This window comes from Vibrio sp. D404a (assembly GCF_030248535.1).
In the GTDB taxonomy this organism is placed as follows: Bacteria; Pseudomonadota; Gammaproteobacteria; order Enterobacterales; family Vibrionaceae; genus Vibrio.
Map to the genome: position 1 here is coordinate 93,182 of NZ_JAHGAJ010000018.1, position 17,322 is coordinate 110,503.

The following is a 17,322-nucleotide window of genomic DNA, read 5'->3' on the forward strand; positions in this document are numbered from 1 at the left end:
TTTAAACTCTATCCTTGTCATCCATTTTTTATGCAACTTTACCACTCAAAAAGCTTCTTTAGCCACTGTTTTGGTTGGCTTTCACATCCCTTTTTAATGTCACCTCGTTCATCCCAAACTGGCAATTGAATCGGGCCATCGCAATTAAACTCTAGTGCACCTGAGTTCGTACTTACAAAGTTAGCGGTCGCAATACCATTAGGCCAAGGCAAACTCAGTACTTCTGGGCCGCGTTGCTTAAGGTAATCAGCATAAACTCGCAGCGCGCCACTTGAGCCCGTCAACTTGGTGGGGTTGTTGTCATCGCGTCCTAGCCAAATAGTGGTCACCTCTCGGCCATCAACCCCTACAAACCAACTATCACGACTATCGTTACTGGTTCCTGTCTTACCGGCTAGCCCTGCCCAAGCAAACTGACTCTGCAGGAAGCGGCCCGTCCCTTCAGACACACCTCGTTTCATTGCATAAGTGGTAAGCCATGCAGCCTGTTGGTCGACACTTTGTGAAACACGAGGAATGGACTGGTAGAGCACTTGCCCATCACTGTCGACTACTGAGCGCAGCGCCGAAAGTGGAGCTCTCTTGCCTGAGTTAGTGACCGTTTGGTACATCTGTGCAACCTGGAATGGCGTCAGAGAAAACGCGCCTAAGAACATCGACGGCACAGGGCGAATCTCGTTCTTATCGACACCGAGTCTTTCAATGGTATTCGACACAGAATCGATACCCAGTTGCATCCCTAAGCGCACCGTCGGCACGTTATAAGACTTCGACAATGCCACATACAACGGTACCTCTCCGCGGAACTTGCGATCGAAATTACGTGGACTCCAAACACTGCCCTTGCTGCCTTTTAGACTCAATGGTGTGTCCATCAATGTCGTTGCCAGTGTGTATTTCTCTGGCTGCTGCAGCGCTGTCAGGTACACAGCTGGCTTAACCAATGAACCGATCGGGCGGCTTGCATTCAATGCGCGGTTAAAGCCGTCGTAGCCGGTTCGTTTACCACCAACCATGGCCCGTATTTCACCGGTATTACGATCCACCGCAATGGCCGCAGCTTCAAGCTTATTACCTGCGGTCTTAGCTAATTGTGGTACCTTGCGAGCAATAGAGCGTTCTAATTCTTGCTGTGAGACAGGGTCTAGCGAAGTAAAGACTCGCAGACCTTTTTGCGCCTCAAATCGATCGCCAACAAACTTTTTCAGCTCTATATTCACTTGCTGGAAGTAAGCCGGCTGACGACTGGCAATGCGAGGGTTATCTTGAATATCGAGATCTCGACTGGCTGCAGCTTCATACTGGCTCGCGCTCAAAATGTCTTGCTGCATCATCAGGCGCAATACCAGATCACGGCGCGTTTTTGCACGTTCAGGGTAACGAACTGGGTTGTAGTAAGACGGCCCTTTCACCATCCCGACTAGCAGCGCCAGTTGGTCAATTCTGAGTTCTTGAATCGGCTGACCAAAGTAGAGGCGCGATGCCAGTCCGAAACCGTGAATCGCTTCACCACCATTTTGACCTAGGTAAACTTCATTCAGATAGGCTTCTAGAATCTCATCCTTGCTGTAGCGATAATCCAAGATCAGCGCGATATAGGCCTCACGAACTTTACGCCACAGGGTACGCTCACTGGAGAGGAATAAGTTCTTCGCAAGTTGCTGCGTTAGCGTACTGCCCCCTTGTACCGTTCGACCTGCTTTGACGTTAACTACCATGGCACGGGCAATCGCGACAGGCGATACACCATCGTGTTGATAGAAGTTTCGGTCTTCAGTCACCAATAGGGCATCGACCATCACCTCAGGGAACTGGTTTCGCTTCAAGAATAGACGCTGTTCGTCATTGCGCTTCTCAAGCATGCCCAACATCTTAGGTTCAATGCGCAGGTAGCCCATATCCCCTTTCTTCTCTAATGACTGAATGCGCGTTAACTCATTGCCATTAAAATGCAGCATCACATGGCGATCCGCTTCTGGTCCATCAACAAACTCAAACGGTCGACGAATCAGCTCGATCTTAGTTGAAGAGGAGGAGTACTCCCCCGGGTGGCGAGGCGCACTAACCTTACGATAGTTAAGTACATCTAACTCATTGCGCACCTGCTTGATGCTGATTGGCGTACCCGGTGACAAATCCAATACGCGGGCATACACGACAGTGGGTAGATCAAACAGTTGTCCCTCAAAACGCTGTTTAACCACAGTGTCTAGATAAATGCCCACAAATAGTAGAATGGCCGCGACTGCAAGGCCCGCCTTCCATGTAAAGCCCCACAACATCTTCAACCAACCACGATTCGCTTTACCTCGCTTGCTCGTGGTTCGCTTCTTGGCAGGGGCTCTCGGCTTTCTTGGTTTTGCTTTGGTCGATTTAGTTTGTGGCGACTTAGCTGTCGGTGATTTTTTAGTAGGTGCCTTTTTCGCTGGCCCCTTTTTTGGTGTAAACATTTTTATCATCATCGATTCAACTGTCGTTTGGTTTTAGTGGTAGCTACGTGAGTTGCTGGATCATCCGGCCAAGGATGTTTAGGGTATCGACCTTTCATCTCTTTCTGAACCTCTTTATATGCCCCAGCCCAAAAGCCCGCTAGATCTTGCGTTATTTGCAGCGGTCGCTGTGCAGGAGAAAGTAGTTCAAGGACCACTTTTTTACGCCCTTGAGCAATTAAAGGAGAGTCCTGCTCACCAAAGACTTCTTGCATTCGAACCGATATCACAGGTTCAGCATTGTCTTGATAGCGAATCGCCTTTTTACTGCCCGTTGGCATTACATAGTGCGTCGGTAACCACTGGTCAATCTCTTGATTCAGCGGCCAGCCCAAGTAGGCCATTAGAGCTTGTTCAACATTAACATTCTGTAGCCCTTTTGCTGACTTCACACCATTGAGATAAGGGAGTAACCAATCCTCTAGGCTCGCTAATAAGCTTGGTTCATCAACCGATGGCCATGGATGCTCAGGCAGCCAGTGTACCGCACAGAGAATTCGAGATTGGAGCTGCTTGGCTGCTGGTGTCCAATTCAATAGGTCCAAGCCTTTACGCTTAACGTAATTGAGCAGGGCTTCACTGATCTGATCCGCATCGGGCTCAGGAAGAGCTTTGGTGCTCACCACCAGTTGGCCCAAGCCGACACGCTGCTCAGCCACTAAACGGCCACGCTTGTCATCCCAGTCGACATAGTCGGAAGTGGCAAATACCTCAGGGAAGTTCGCCTCCAGATCCACAATATCAACGGCCGTCGCGAGAAATATCTGACTTGAACGCCCCGCACTGCGCATCAAGTCAATCACGACTAGGTACGAATTGTCGGCCAAAGGATCATCATCACGTACCTCTGCGCCATGCCCATTAGCAAGCAAGAATTGATGGCTCTGTTTCCCACGCGATTGAGCAATCCGGTCTGGAAATGCGAGACACAATGCCAAAGGCAGCAAGGATTCATCAACCGCCTGCAAGTCAAATTTGTGTGCTAACTTAGCCGCGAGCGTTTTAGCTCGCTGATTCATAAACTGATTTCGAGCATGCTTGCCCTGTTTTAAGCGATACAGAGAGTGCTGAATATCAGAGACATTGCGTTCTGGCTCTTCAATCAACGCAGCGGCAGCAATCGCCGCATTTAATAATTCGTGGCTGTGTTGCTTAGCTTTGATCAGCATACTTGCAATACGTGGATCCAGTCCTAATTTCTGTGCTTGCTTACCTTGCGCAGTAAATTGCCTACCATGATCCAAAAGCCCTAATTGCTGCAACAAACCGCTCGCCTGAGCCAGTGATGCTTGAGGTGGAAGGTCAAGCCATTGCAACTCATCAGCACTTGTCGCCCCCCACTGTGTCAATTCAGCCACCAGAGAAGAAAGGTCGGATTGAAGGATTTCAGGGACAGGAACCAAAGGCTGCTGTTGCAATTGAGCTTCGCTGTATAAGCGAACACACAAGCCCTCTTCAATACGACCAGCACGACCAGCGCGTTGCTCAGCGGACGATTGAGAGATCTTAACCTGCTCCAATTTGGTGACGCCGGTTTTTAAATCAAACCTCGCCACTCGCTCAAGTCCGGAGTCGACCACCAGTCGGATACCTTCAATAGTAAGTGAGGTCTCAGCAATATTGGTGGCCAATACCACCTTGCGCTTGCCTTTTGTCGCCGGCGAGATCGCTTTCTGTTGTTCAGCAAAACTCAACTGACCATAGAGGGCAAAGACTTCAACATCATCACTGATGTGTTGCAGCCGCTCTTGCACCTGCTTAATCGCAGAGACACCCGGCAAGAAAGCCAATAGTGAACCCGGCTCTTTGCCAATCAAAGATTCGATGGTCGCTGCCATTTTTGCAGGTAAGTAATCATTGTTCGCGAGGGGTTGATAGCGGTACTCAACAGGAAAAGAGCGCCCTTGCGATTCAATGTACGTCGCTTCAGGCAGTAGATTTTGCAGAGTAGCTTGGTCAAGCGTTGCTGACATCACCACAATCTTGAGATCGTCTCGGAGTGCCTCTTGAATCTCAAGGCTGAAAGCCAAAGAGGTATCAGCATGAATGCTGCGCTCATGAAATTCATCGAAGATAACCATATCGACGCCAGTAAGTTCTGGGTCACTCTGAATCATTCGAGTCATGATCCCTTCAGTGACAATCTCTAGGCGAGTCTTATTGCTGGTTTTATTCTCTCCACGCACTCTAAAGCCTATCGTTTCACCCACCTTTTCTCCCAACTTCGCCGCCAAATAGCTCGCAATGTTACGCGCAGCAAGACGCCTTGGTTCAAGCATCACTATCTTGCCACTCACAATCTGAGACTTAACCAGTTGCAATGGGAAGAAGGTAGATTTGCCAGCTCCGGGGGCCGCTTTAAGGATTATTTGGGAGTGAGAACGAACGCCTGAGAGTAACTCGGGCATCACAGCTTCAATGGGCAGTTGTGACAATGGAAAGACCTTGTGGTGTAATGTTGCCAATATTGTACATAAAAACAGTTATCTCTAAATAAGTAAAATGCGCTTCGATCCTCCTTTAGAGTCTGCGACTCTCATAAAACGCTACAAACGTTTCCTAACGGATATCAAACTTCCTGACGGCAGTGAACGTACTATCCACTGTGCCAACACTGGAGCTATGACGGGTTGTGCTACACCAGGCGATACAGTGTGGTACTCAACCTCCGATAATCCCAAGAGAAAATACCCGAATAGCTGGGAGATCTCAGAAACAGCAAAAGGTGATCGAATTTGTGTGAACACTGCCCGCGCTAACCAATTGGCAGTGGAAGCGATTCAAAATGGCGCTATAGTTGAACTTTCGGGTTATCAAACGCTGCGAACCGAAGTGAAATACGGCAGTGAGAATAGCCGAATAGACATTTTGCTCGAAGATGAAGCCAAAGCGGATTGTTATATAGAGGTAAAAAGCGTCACTCTATTAGCAGATGACCCAAGTGTTCAAAAGGGACAAGGATACTTCCCAGATGCCGTCACCACTCGTGGCCAAAAGCACCTGCGTGAACTCACAGAAATGGCAGAATCTGGTCGAAGAGCAGTACTTTTATTCACTGTTTTACATTCAGGTATTGAAAAAGTCTCAGCGGCACACCATATAGACGCCAAATATTCATTATTACTAAAACAAGCACAAGACGCTGGTGTTGAAGTTCTCTGTTACAAAGCTGAACTCAACAATACTCAAATGGAATTGAATCAAGCGGTTGAATTCATCGCTTGATTCGCAAAGTGCGGAACTCTGCACATTGATAGCAAGTTTACATTTGAGTGTTTGCCACCATACGTTCTTTCTGCTATAGATACCCGCCTTAAAATTAGCTGCTTTGCAGTTGACTAGGTGTAAATAGGAGATGCTGTATGCCAGAATCTAAGAAAAAAGCGCTAGGCATCCTAGCAATCGCAGGTGTTGAACCATATCAAGAAAAGCCAGGTGAAGAGTACATGTCACCTGAGCAAATGGCTCATTTTACAAAGATTTTGGAAGCTTGGCGCAACCAGCTCAGGGAAGAAGTTGATCGTACTGTTCACCACATGCAGGACGAGGCAGCAAATTTCCCAGACCCAGTTGACCGCGCTTCTCAAGAAGAAGAGTTCAGCCTAGAGCTACGTAACCGTGACCGTGAACGTCGTCTAATCAAGAAGATTGAGAAGACACTAGACAAGATCGAAGAAGACGATTTCGGCTTCTGTGACTCTTGTGGTATCGAAATCGGTATTCGTCGTCTTGAAGCTCGTCCGACTGCTGATCTTTGTATTGACTGTAAAACACTTGCAGAAATCAAAGAGAAACAGATGCAAGGTTAATCCTTGTTGATGTGAAGAAAGGGAGCACTCGCTCCCTTTTTTATTTGGTCTTTTATTCCCCATACAACCATTACTTAGGCTTTTACTATGAGTTATATCGGGCGCTTTGCACCTTCTCCTTCTGGCCCTCTTCATTTTGGCTCACTTGTGGCTGCACTCGGTAGCTACTTCCAAGCAAAATCACAAAAGGGTCAATGGCTAGTCCGCATGGAAGATCTCGATCCACCACGCGAAATGCCAGGAGCCGCCGATCTTATATTAAAAACCTTAGAGACTTATCAGTTGCATTGGGATGGTGAGGTGATTTATCAGAGCCATCGACACCCAATCTACCAAGCTCAAATCGAGCAATGGCTCACCGATCAGCAAGCCTACTACTGCGAATGTACTCGCAAACAGATCAAGGCCCTCGGTGGCTTTTACAATGGTCACTGTCGTGATGCTGGTCTTGATGACAATGGGCAGCGTGCGGTACGTTTAGTAATGAACCACCCAATCGAGTCATTTGATGATATTCGTCATGGCACCATGAGCATTCCTGCAGATCTCGCCAAAGAAGACTTTATCATTAAGCGTCGTGACGGCCTGTTTGCGTATAACCTTGCAGTCGTTTTAGATGATATCGCTCAAGGCGTTACAGAAGTCGTGAGAGGCGCAGACCTGATTGAGCCGACAGGCCGTCAAATCAGCCTCTATAAAGCCCTAAATCAGCCACAGGTGAGTTACCTCCATCTGCCTCTAGCGACCGACGCTACGGGTAACAAGCTCTCAAAGCAGAATCATGCAAAGGGTATCGACCTAGACAACCCAAAACCGGCTCTACTGAGTGCGATGCGCTTTCTTGGCTTTACGCTACCGCTCGATATAGAGCAAGGCTCTCTCGGGGAGATTTTAGCTTGGGGATGCCAGCATTGGCATATCAACCAGCTACCCGATACACTGCATAAAGAGCACCGTGATTGACACGTTCGCGGCATGAAATCGTAAAAACGACACATAAAAATGCCATAACCCTTAGGTGTGTATAAGCGGACAATGTTCTCAAATGGCTTCCGCTAGGCTATTATTAGCCGCAATCAAACTCTGCACTACCACTTTGGACTAAGAGAAAAGCAAAGTTGGCGATACCTACTTTGTTGTAAACTAATGAATACAAACGACAATACCCCTAGCGAACAACGTGGATTCCACGATTTAGCTCTGAATATTTACACTCGACAAGAGCACAATATTTCACGCAAGCAGATCAGTGATAACGCATTAAAAGTGCTTTATCGTCTGAATGGTGCGGGTTTTGACGCATTCCTAGTCGGTGGTGGTGTGCGAGACTTGCTACTCGGCTCACAACCGAAAGATTTCGACATCGCGACTAACGCGACGCCAGAGCAGATCAAAAACCTATTCAGGAACTGTCGCCTTATTGGTCGCCGCTTCCGTCTAGCACACATTATGTTTGGTCGTGACATTATCGAAGTCGCGACATTCCGTGGTCACCACCAAGAACCATCGAAAAACGTATCAGCTCAGTCTAAAGAAGGCATGCTGCTACGTGATAACGTCTACGGCAGCGTCGATGAAGATGCAGAGCGTCGTGACTTCACCATCAATGCGATGTACTACAACATTGCAGACTACAGCATTCATGATTATGCGGGCGGTGTTGAAGACCTTGAAGACCGCTTGATCCGTCTGATTGGCGATCCAGAAACTCGCTACCGTGAAGACCCAGTGCGTATGCTGCGTGCGATGCGCTTCTCTGCTAAGTTAGACTTCGACATCGAAGAAGACACTGCAGATCCAATCGAAGAGCTTGCACACCTGTTAAGAGACATCCCAGCAGCACGTCTGTACGAAGAGTCTCTGAAGCTCCTTCAATCAGGTTACGGTCTAGAAACGTATCACTTGATGCGTGAGTACAATCTGTTCCAACAGATGTTCCCTGCTGTGGCGGAGTTCTTCACTGAAGACTACTCATCTCAGACCGAGCAGATGCTGGACTTAGTGTTAGATTCTACCGACCTGCGTATCGAAGATGGTAAGCGCGTTAACCCAGCCTTTATGTTCGCGGCTATCCTATGGTACCCAATGAATAAGCTGGCTGAGAAACTGGCTGACGAGCTTGGCCTTTCTCAGTACGACGCCATCATGGAAGCGAGCAACGTGATTCTTGATCAACAGGTTAAGAGCATCGCAATCCCGCGCCGTCACACAGCAACGATTCGCGAAGTATGGCAACTGCAACTGCGCCTACCACGTCGTAATGGTAAACGCGCGCAGCGTCTCATGGAACTCAACAAGTTCCGTGCTGGCTTTGACTTCCTTGAAATGCGAGGCGAGATCGAAGGCGGTGAAACGCAAGAGCTTGCTAAATGGTGGGAGCGTTACCAAAGCGCAGGACGTAACATGCGCCAAGCAATGGCAAACGATGTTGCGCCACCGTCTAAATCAGGTCATCGACGCCGTAAGACTTACCGCAACAAGAAAAGCAAGTCGTCATCATGATCACAGCGTATATCGCGGTCGGCAGTAACCTCGCCGACCCTGTGAGCCAAGCAAATTTGGCTATCGAAACACTAAAAAGCCTACCGCAATCAAAGTTTCTTGCGACCTCTAAGCTATATAGTAGCACTCCAATGGGGCCGCAAAACCAACCGGATTACATCAATGCGGTGGTTGCGATTGAAACCGAATTAACGCCGATTGAACTGCTCAACTGCACCCAAGCGATTGAGCAAGAGCAAGGGCGTGTCCGTAAGGATGAACGTTGGGGACCAAGAACCTTGGACCTAGACATCATTTTATACGGCAATGAGGTGATCGATTCAGAGCGCTTAACCGTTCCTCACTACGGAATGAAAGAGCGAGAATTCGTTCTTTACCCGCTAGCTGAAATCGCACCAAGTTTACAACTCCCTGATGGGACTGAGCTCAGCGAACTGCTCAAAGTAGTCGACAAAAACGGGCTCAATGTTTGGCAGAAATAAGCCAAACGCATTAAGGAAAACCAATGAAAAAAGTAACCATTAACGACCTTATCAAGTGCAAACGTGAAGGCCGTAAATTTGCAACGTCAACCGCTTACGACGCAAGCTTTAGTCAACTATTTGAAAGCCAAGAGATCCCTGTTCTATTGGTAGGTGATTCACTTGGTATGGTACTGCAAGGCCAAACTGACACATTACCAGTAACGGTTGAAGACATTGCTTACCACACTCGCTCAGTACGCGCAGGTAGCCCAAACTGCCTATTGATGGCGGATATGCCATTCATGAGCTACGCGACACCAGAACAGGCTTGTGAGAACGCAGCGACTCTTGTGAGAGCTGGCGCTAACATGGTTAAGATCGAGGGTGGCAGCTGGCTGGTTGATACAGTAAAAATGCTCACTGAGCGCGCTGTTCCAGTCTGTGCGCACTTAGGCCTAACGCCTCAATCTGTAAACATCTTTGGTGGTTACAAGGTACAAGGTCGTGAAGACGAGCAAGCTGACAAGATGGTTGCTGACGCTCTAGCACTGCAAGAAGCAGGGGCGCAAATCGTTCTACTTGAGTGTGTTCCAGCTTCATTGGCAAAGCGTATTACTGAAGCCTGTGATGTTCCAGTGATTGGTATTGGTGCGGGCAATGTGACCGACGGTCAGATCCTAGTTATGCACGACATGTTTGGTATTTCTGCGAACTATATGCCTAAATTCTCTAAGAATTTCTTAGCAGAAACGGGCGATATGCGTAAAGCCGTGGCAAAATATAAAGAAGATGTTGAGAGCGCACGTTTCCCTGATGACGCTCACACAATCGCTTAGGAGTTAGTATGCAATCTTTCGCTGAAGTAGCGGCTCTTCGTGAGCAGATTAAGCAGTTTAAACGTGATGGACGCACTGTAGCTTTTGTACCAACCATGGGTAACCTCCATGAAGGCCACCTTACTCTGGTAAAAAAAGCACGTGAACTGGCTGATATTGTTGTTGTTAGCATCTTCGTTAACCCAATGCAATTTGACCGTGCAGACGATCTAAACAACTACCCTCGCACTCTAGAAGCTGACTTAAGTAAGCTTACAGGCGAAGGCGTGGAGTTGGTATTCACACCAACACCAGAGATCATGTACCCAGCAGGTCTGGATAAGCAGACTTTTGTTGAAGTACCCGGCATTTCTCATATGCTAGAAGGCGCTTCTCGCCCGGGTCACTTCCGCGGTGTAGCAACGATTGTCACTAAGCTATTCAATATCGTTCAACCTGACTTCGCTTGCTTCGGTGAAAAAGACTTCCAACAATTGGCGGTGATTCGCCAAATGACGGCGGACCTGGCACTCGATATCGAAATCGTTGGTGTTCCAACAGTGCGTGAGATGGACGGCCTAGCGATGAGCTCTCGCAACGGTAACCTCACGATTGATGAGCGCCAGCGTGCACCGGTTCTAGCTCGCACTATGCGTTGGATCAGTAGCGCAATCCGCGGTGGCCGTGACGATTACGCCTCTGTGATTGAAGATGCAACCGATCAGCTTCGCGCAGCCGATCTACAGCCGGATGAGATCTTCATCTGTGATGCTCGCACTCTACAAGCCATCACCCCTGAATCGACTCAAGCTGTGATTCTGATGTCTGCATTCTTAGGTAAGACACGTCTTATCGACAACCAAGTTCTCGACTTGGTAACAGAGACCAAAGAAGAAGTGAAAGAAGAGACGGCTGAATAATCTCAGTATTCTCAATACTCTCTAGTGAAAGGCTGATACTTAAGTGTCAGCCTTTTTTACATCTAGACCAATCATTGCTTTCACATACAAAAAGGGCTGACACTAATGCCAGCCCTTGCTATTTATGCTCAACTCTTATGAGCGTAAGCCAATGCCTTTCGTCACTAGGTAGTGAGCAACGCCGTAAAGCACCACAATAAAGATACCTAACACACCAAAAGAGGTCACGATACCCACATCAGACACGCCCAAGAAGCCGTATCTAAACGCATTCACCATATACACAATCGGGTTCAGCTTAGATACACCTTGCCAGAAATCAGGTAGCAGACTGATTGAGTAGAACACCCCGCCAAGATAAGTCAGAGGCGTCAGGATGAAGGTTGGAATGATTGAGATATCATCAAAGGTGCGCGCAAATACTGCATTGATAAGACCACCCAGCGCAAATACCACTGATGTTAAAAATACAGTCGCAATGATGATACCCCAATGATCAACTTGCAGGTCAACGAAGAACAGCGACACAAAGGTAACAATCGCGCCAACCAATAAGCCGCGCACTACGCCACCCATCACGAAGCCCGCAATAATCACATAATTCGGTACAGGTGCAACAAGCAGCTCCTCGATGTTCTTTTGAAACTTAGCACTAAAGAACGATGACGCCACATTCGAATAGGAGTTGGTGATCACCGACATCATGATCAAACCCGGCACAATGTATTCCATGTAACTAAAGCCGTTCATTTCACCAATTCGCGCACCAATCAGGTTACCGAAGATAATGAAATAGAGCGTCATAGTAATTGCAGGCGGTACCAGCGTCTGTACCCAAATACGAGTAAAACGGTTGATCTCTTTGTTCAGCAAGCTGCGAAAAGCAGTCCAATACAGGCTGTACATATTATTTACTCCCCTCTCGCACGATACTCACAAATAGTTCTTCTAGACGGTTAGCTTTGTTACGCATCGAGAGGACTTTCACATTCTGCTCACTCAACTGAGCAAAGATGGTATTCAAACCTAGGTTCTTATCAATTTCGATTTCTAGAGAGCCATTAACCATAGTTTGGCTATTTACGCCTTCTAATTCGGGCTCCTCTGTACCCTCTTCGAGATCGAGGATAAAGGTTTCGACACTCAGCTTATTAAGCAGAGACTTCATGGTCGTGTTCTCAATCAGTTCACCACGATTGATGATACCGATGTTACGACACAGCATTTCCGCTTCTTCAAGGTAGTGTGTGGTCAAAATAATCGTGATGCCCTGCTTCTCATTGATCTCTTTGAGGAATTCCCACATAGAGCGACGGAGCTCAATATCAACACCTGCAGTAGGCTCATCAAGAATTAGCAGTTGTGGTTCATGCATCAGAGCACGTGCAATCATCAAACGACGCTTCATACCACCTGATAGGTTTCTTGCACGTTCGCTGCGTTTTTCCCACAAATCGAGCTTAGAAAGGTATGTTTTAGCGCGTTCTTTAGCGAGCGATTTAGATACGCCGTAGTAACCCGCCTGTTGCAGTACGATCTGCTCAACGGTTTCAAATGGGTTGAAATTGAATTCTTGAGGCACTAAGCCCAAGTTCTGTTTAGCCAATTCAAGATCTTGGTCGATGTCGAAGCCAAAGACTTTTACCTTACCCGAGGTTTTATTCACCAATGATGAGATAACGCCAATCGTCGTTGATTTACCGGCGCCATTTGGGCCCAGTAGTGCGTAAAAGTCGCCCTTTTTCACCTGCAGACTGATGCCTTTTAGGGCTTCAAATCCACCAGCGTAGGTTTTTCTGAGTTGTTCGATTTCTAATGCGTACATGAAGATTGCTTGCCATTTGCGATTAGTGAGTGCTCATGAGAGAAAGTATGACCTTATTCTCAAGCACGTTTAATTTACCAACAAGTTTATCGTCAAATAACGATTAAGACAAACTAACATTTCCAAATTAATAGAAACATTGACCAATACGAAGACGAAAGGATAAAAAAATACCGCTAAGTCATTAACTTAGCGGTATCTGATCTTTTAGGGCTGTTAGATGAATAATCTAAGCCGAACCAAACTCATGCTCATCACGTGCCACGTAGTTGGTTGCCGCTCTCAGTGCCTCATAACGGAAACGGTAGGTATTCGACTCTGGCACTAGATCAATCACGTGGAATTTCTCAAGCTGTTGACGTGTATTGTCGTTTGGACACAGTAGGTATACCTCACAGTTGGCGTCCAGTGCATCCTTAATCGCATTTTCCAATGCAAGACCAACCGTTACGTCAATCATAGGTACATCGGTCAAATCGAGAATCATCGCGTCATAGTCTGAAATACTGGTGTGCTGACGTGAAATCGCCTTAGAGACACTGAAGATCATTGGCCCGGATAGATAGAAGAACAGCACTTTGCCATTCGCCATATCCAGCAGACCACGTTCACTGTCTGACAGAGGCACATCATCTTCATCGGCATCACTGATCGCTTTTACTTGGCGCGCCTGCTCTCGACTTAAGCGCTCAATAATAATGATGTTAGAGATAAAGACACCAAGGCCAACCGCTACAATCAGATCAACAAATACCGTGAGGAGCATAACGCCATACATGATCGCCATACCCGCAAAGCTCACGCGGTGCGCACGTTGAATAAAACTCCAGTCAAGGATATTGAAACCCACATACACCGCGATGCCAGCCAAAACCGCCATTGGAATAGGTTCCGTCAGACCACCCGCAACTAAGACCACTAACGCAAGCACCAGCGCACGAATCACACCAGACAGTGGAGATCGCGCACCAACTTGAATGTTAGTCACGGTACCCATGGTTGCACCGGCGCCCGGAAGCGCACCGAACAAGCCAGAAATGATGTTTGCTAGACCTTGACCACGCAGCTCTTTATCCGAGTCGTGCTCTTTACGAGTCAGAGAATCTCCAATTACTGCGGTCAACAGGGTATCAATACAACCCAAGGTGCCGAGTACTAGCGCATCAATCACCATCTCAGTGAACATAGAAGCGTCGATATGCGGCACAACCAAAGATGGTAGACCCGCTGGAATTTCACCGATACGACGAATGGCTTCACTATCAAACAGAATCACTGACAGCAGCGTCACAGCAACCAGTGCGACCAACTGTGCAGGGACGTATTTACGATATTGTTTAGGAAAGAAGAACAGAATGCCTAACGTCAGCAAGCCTAAAAACAGCTCGCTAAACTTCATATTAGCGACGGTATCAGGCAGAGCCGACAGCGTCCCCATCACACCACCCGCTGGGGCTGCGTGTCCGAGAAGTGGTGAGAGCTGTAAAATGATAAGAATAACGCCGATGCCGGACATAAAGCCGGAGATCACGCTATATGGCATCAAAGTTATGTATTTTCCTAACTTCAATGTACCGAGTAAAACCTGAAATGCCCCCGCCATCATCACCACAGTGAAGGTCATTGCCAAGCCTGTTTCCGGGTACTTCGCCATCATGCTGGTCAGTACTGCCGTCATAATCACCGTCATAGGGCCAGTTGGCTCAGAGATCAGCGTATTGGAACCACCAAACAATGCGGCAAACAGGCCGACCATGATCGCGCCCCACAAGCCCGCTTCGGCACCAGCACCAGAAGCAACACCAAATGCCAACGCCAATGGCAATGAGATAATGGCTGTGGTCACACCGCCAAACATATCCCCTTTGAGGTTGATATCTGCAAAACGACTTCCAAACAAAATACATCTCCCTGTGATGAGCTGACAAACCGTATCACTTTAACAAATGTATCAACTGCTCAGAAAGTGTTAATTCAATCACAATATTTATGTCTTATAACCGGATGATAGCTTTCAGTCTAAGTTTATGATTTTACGTACTAGAACACGTCAGATGAGTACTTTTTGACGCACTTTTTACAAGATTGAATTTGTAACATTGTGTATAGTTAAGCATCTTAATTGAGGGATGTATGAAGCAAGATGCCAGAAATAAAACAGCTTTTTGAAAACAATTCCAAATGGTCTGATGAAATTCGTTCAGAGCGACCAGAATATTTTACAACGCTTGAAGAGGGGCAAAACCCAGGTTTCCTTTGGATCGGCTGTTCAGACAGTCGTGTACCCGCTGAGCGCTTAACAGGGCTTTATTCTGGTGAACTGTTTGTACACCGAAATGTGGCGAACCAAGTCATTCATACCGACCTTAACTGCCTATCGGTGGTTCAATATGCGGTGGACGTACTTAAGGTTAAACACATCATCATTTGTGGTCACTACGGTTGTGGCGGTGTTAATGCTGCGATTGATAACCCAAAACTGGGCCTTATCAACAACTGGCTGCTGCACATCCGCGACAACTACCTAAAGTACCGCAAAGAGATCGAGACACTGCCTCGTGAACAGTGGGGTGACAAACTCTGTGAGATCAACGTTGCCGAACAGGTTTACAACCTAGGTAACTCAACCATCATGCAAAGTGCTTGGGAGCGTGGTCAAGAGGTTGAAATTCATGGTGTGGTTTATGGTATCGGCGATGGCAAACTAAAAGATCTTGGCGTACGCTGCTCAAGCAACGACACCCTAGAAAACAGCCACCTAGAGGCATTGAACAAGATTCTAACTACGCCTCTTCTAGGCCAACAAGGCTAAATCTGTTCTGAATAAATACACAAAAGCCCGCATCATGCGGGCTTTTTTAATCATTCATCGAAATCAAATCGACGCTGCACTCATTACTCTTGAGGCACAACCTTACCGATGTATGGTAGGTGACGATATTTTTGAGCGTAGTCGATACCAACACCAACAACGAACTCGTCTGGGATCTCAAAACCAATCCAGTTCACTTCTACGTCAACTTCACGACGAGATGGCTTGTCTAGTAGTGTACAGATGCGTACAGACTTAGGCTCACGTAGGCTTAGAATCTCTTTCACCTTGTTTAGCGTGTTACCCGTGTCGATGATATCTTCAACTAGCAGTACATCTTTACCTTTAATGTCATCATCTAGGTCTTTAAGGATACGCACATCACGTGAGCTTTCCATTGTGTTGCCGTAGCTAGAAGCTGTCATGAAATCAACGCTGTGAGTAATATCGATTGCACGAGCTAAATCTGCCATGAATACGAATGATCCACGTAATAGACCTACCAATACAAGATCTTCGCTACCTTGGTAGTGTTCTGTGATCTGTTTGCCTAGCTCTTGCACTCGATCTTGAACTTCTTGCTCAGAGATCATGACTTCAACTGTATGTTTCATACTGCTCTCATTTTATTTGGTGACTGCGACAAGTGTAGATCGTTTCATCAATAGTGCCGCTGGTTTTCGAGCGTAAGTCTAGCACTGCTCAAATACCCACACCACCTCACGTATCAATTTAAATCACAGTTCTCGCATCAAGAGTCGTATTCTCGGCTTTCGAGCTAGATCGCATTACAACGCCCTATGTGGATCACGATTTATGTATCAAGTTTGATGCAATTGTCCATAAAGTAAGCACAAACGATTGACCATTTGCATATGCACCATTACACTCATTCTGGCTTAAATAATAATAAAATCATTAATATAAAATTTCGTTGGCAAGGAAAACATTATGGACTCAATATCTAAGAGACCTAGAACTAGGCTTTCACCCCTAAAAAGAAAACTTCAATTGATGGAGATTGCTCTTGAAGTATTCTCTCGTCGCGGCATTGGCCGAGGCGGACATGCAGATATTGCAGACATCGCTCAAGTGTCTGTAGCTACTGTATTCAACTACTTCCCAACACGTGAAGATCTGGTCGACGAGGTTCTAAACCATGTTGTTCGTCAGTTCTCAAACTTTCTTTCAGACAATATCGACCTTGATATTCATGCTAAGCAGAACCTAACAAACATCACTAATGAGATGGTTGCGCTTGTAGAGCAAGATTGCCACTGGCTCAACGTTTGGTTCGAATGGAGTGCTTCGACTCGTGATGAAGTATGGCCACTGTTTGTGACGACCAACCGCACGAACCAAATGCTGGTACAGAACATGTTCGTTAAGGCGATCGAGCGTGGCGAAGTGTGTGACCAACATGAACCGAAACACTTGGCGAACCTATTCCACGGTATCTGCTACTCACTGTTCATTCAGGCAAAACGTGCTAACTCAACTGATGAGCTGCACTCACTGACTGACAGCTACTTGAATATGTTGTGTATTTATAAGTAGATTCGAGATTCGAGATTCGAGATTCGAGATTCGAGATTCGAGATTCGAGATTCGAGATTCGAGATTCGAGATTCGAGATTCGAGAAGAAGTGTGAAGGGTTGACCTAGTGGGTCAACCCTTTTTGTTTT

At 47.0% G+C, this 17,322-nt stretch carries 15 protein-coding genes; 9 read left to right on the top strand and 6 right to left on the bottom strand.

Translation table 11 applies throughout. The features are described 5' to 3' along the window. Nucleotides 1-38: 38 nt before the first annotated feature. Entirely contained in the window at nt 39-2,462 is a 2,424-nt protein-coding gene (mrcB, locus tag KI655_RS11635; protein WP_285405070.1) for a penicillin-binding protein 1B, read from the bottom strand. Continuing rightward, on the bottom strand, nt 2,459-4,957 hold the full coding sequence (gene hrpB, locus KI655_RS11640; RefSeq protein ID WP_285405099.1) for an ATP-dependent helicase HrpB: 2,499 nt from the start codon (nt 4,955-4,957) through the stop codon (nt 2,459-2,461). Before hrpB ends, mrcB begins: the two co-directional genes overlap by 4 nt. 34 nt (nt 4,958-4,991) lie before the next feature. On the opposite strand from hrpB, the gene sfsA reads away from it, so the two are divergent. From sfsA to panC, 7 genes are all read left to right on the top strand, one after another. Beyond that, the gene (gene sfsA, locus KI655_RS11645) at nt 4,992-5,714 is read left to right on the top strand and encodes a DNA/RNA nuclease SfsA (RefSeq protein WP_285405072.1); all 723 of its coding nucleotides are present in this window, start codon (nt 4,992-4,994) and stop codon (nt 5,712-5,714) included. A gap of 137 nt (nt 5,715-5,851) precedes the next feature. Beyond that, nucleotides 5,852-6,298 carry an RNA polymerase-binding protein DksA gene (dksA, locus tag KI655_RS11650; protein WP_032551504.1) on the top strand — a complete coding sequence of 149 codons (447 nt, stop codon included), beginning with the start codon at nt 5,852-5,854 and terminating at the stop codon, nt 6,296-6,298. Between the two features lie 87 nt (nt 6,299-6,385). Beyond that, nucleotides 6,386-7,261: a tRNA glutamyl-Q(34) synthetase GluQRS gene (gene gluQRS, locus KI655_RS11655; protein ID WP_285405075.1), complete on the top strand. Its 876-nt coding sequence runs from the start codon at nt 6,386-6,388 to the stop codon at nt 7,259-7,261. A 183-nt stretch (nt 7,262-7,444) separates the two neighbouring features. Next, nucleotides 7,445-8,800 (top strand): polynucleotide adenylyltransferase PcnB, encoded by a 1,356-nt coding sequence (gene pcnB, locus KI655_RS11660; protein WP_285405077.1) that lies wholly within the window; start codon nt 7,445-7,447, stop codon nt 8,798-8,800. Further along, the gene (gene folK / locus KI655_RS11665; RefSeq protein WP_285405079.1) at nt 8,797-9,282 is read left to right on the top strand and encodes a 2-amino-4-hydroxy-6-hydroxymethyldihydropteridine diphosphokinase; all 486 of its coding nucleotides are present in this window, start codon (nt 8,797-8,799) and stop codon (nt 9,280-9,282) included. The genes pcnB and folK overlap by 4 nt, the downstream gene beginning before the upstream one ends. A 23-nt stretch (nt 9,283-9,305) precedes the next feature. Beyond that, on the top strand, nt 9,306-10,100 hold the full coding sequence (gene panB / locus KI655_RS11670; protein ID WP_285405081.1) for a 3-methyl-2-oxobutanoate hydroxymethyltransferase: 795 nt from the start codon (nt 9,306-9,308) through the stop codon (nt 10,098-10,100). A gap of 8 nt (nt 10,101-10,108) precedes the next feature. After that, nucleotides 10,109-10,999, top strand: coding sequence for a pantoate--beta-alanine ligase (gene panC / locus KI655_RS11675; RefSeq protein WP_285405083.1), 891 nt, complete (start codon nt 10,109-10,111; stop codon nt 10,997-10,999). Between the two features lie 135 nt (nt 11,000-11,134). Here the strand turns inward: panC and KI655_RS11680 are convergent, their stop codons facing one another. The 3 genes from KI655_RS11680 to KI655_RS11690 form a co-directional block, all read right to left on the bottom strand. Further along, nucleotides 11,135-11,905: an ABC transporter permease gene (locus KI655_RS11680; protein ID WP_285405084.1), complete on the bottom strand. Its 771-nt coding sequence runs from the start codon at nt 11,903-11,905 to the stop codon at nt 11,135-11,137. A 1-nt stretch (nt 11,906) separates the two neighbouring features. Next, nucleotides 11,907-12,824, bottom strand: a complete 918-nt coding sequence (locus tag KI655_RS11685) for an ABC transporter ATP-binding protein (protein ID WP_285405086.1) — start codon at nt 12,822-12,824, stop codon at nt 11,907-11,909. Nucleotides 12,825-13,053: 229 nt separating this feature from the next. Continuing rightward, nucleotides 13,054-14,724 carry a SulP family inorganic anion transporter gene (locus tag KI655_RS11690; RefSeq protein ID WP_285405089.1) on the bottom strand — a complete coding sequence of 557 codons (1,671 nt, stop codon included), beginning with the start codon at nt 14,722-14,724 and terminating at the stop codon, nt 13,054-13,056. Nucleotides 14,725-14,967: 243 nt separating this feature from the next. Between KI655_RS11690 and can the strand changes: the two genes are divergently transcribed. Then, nucleotides 14,968-15,636 (top strand): carbonate dehydratase, encoded by a 669-nt coding sequence (gene can, locus KI655_RS11695; protein WP_285405091.1) that lies wholly within the window; start codon nt 14,968-14,970, stop codon nt 15,634-15,636. Nucleotides 15,637-15,719: 83 nt separating this feature from the next. On the opposite strand, the gene hpt is transcribed toward can, so the two are convergent. After that, nucleotides 15,720-16,250 carry a hypoxanthine phosphoribosyltransferase gene (gene hpt, locus KI655_RS11700; protein ID WP_285405093.1) on the bottom strand — a complete coding sequence of 177 codons (531 nt, stop codon included), beginning with the start codon at nt 16,248-16,250 and terminating at the stop codon, nt 15,720-15,722. Between the two features lie 337 nt (nt 16,251-16,587). Between hpt and KI655_RS11705 the strand changes: the two genes are divergently transcribed. Continuing rightward, nucleotides 16,588-17,193, top strand: a complete 606-nt coding sequence (locus tag KI655_RS11705) for a LuxR/HapR/OpaR family quorum-sensing transcriptional regulator (RefSeq protein ID WP_285405095.1) — start codon at nt 16,588-16,590, stop codon at nt 17,191-17,193. Nucleotides 17,194-17,322 lie beyond the last annotated feature (129 nt).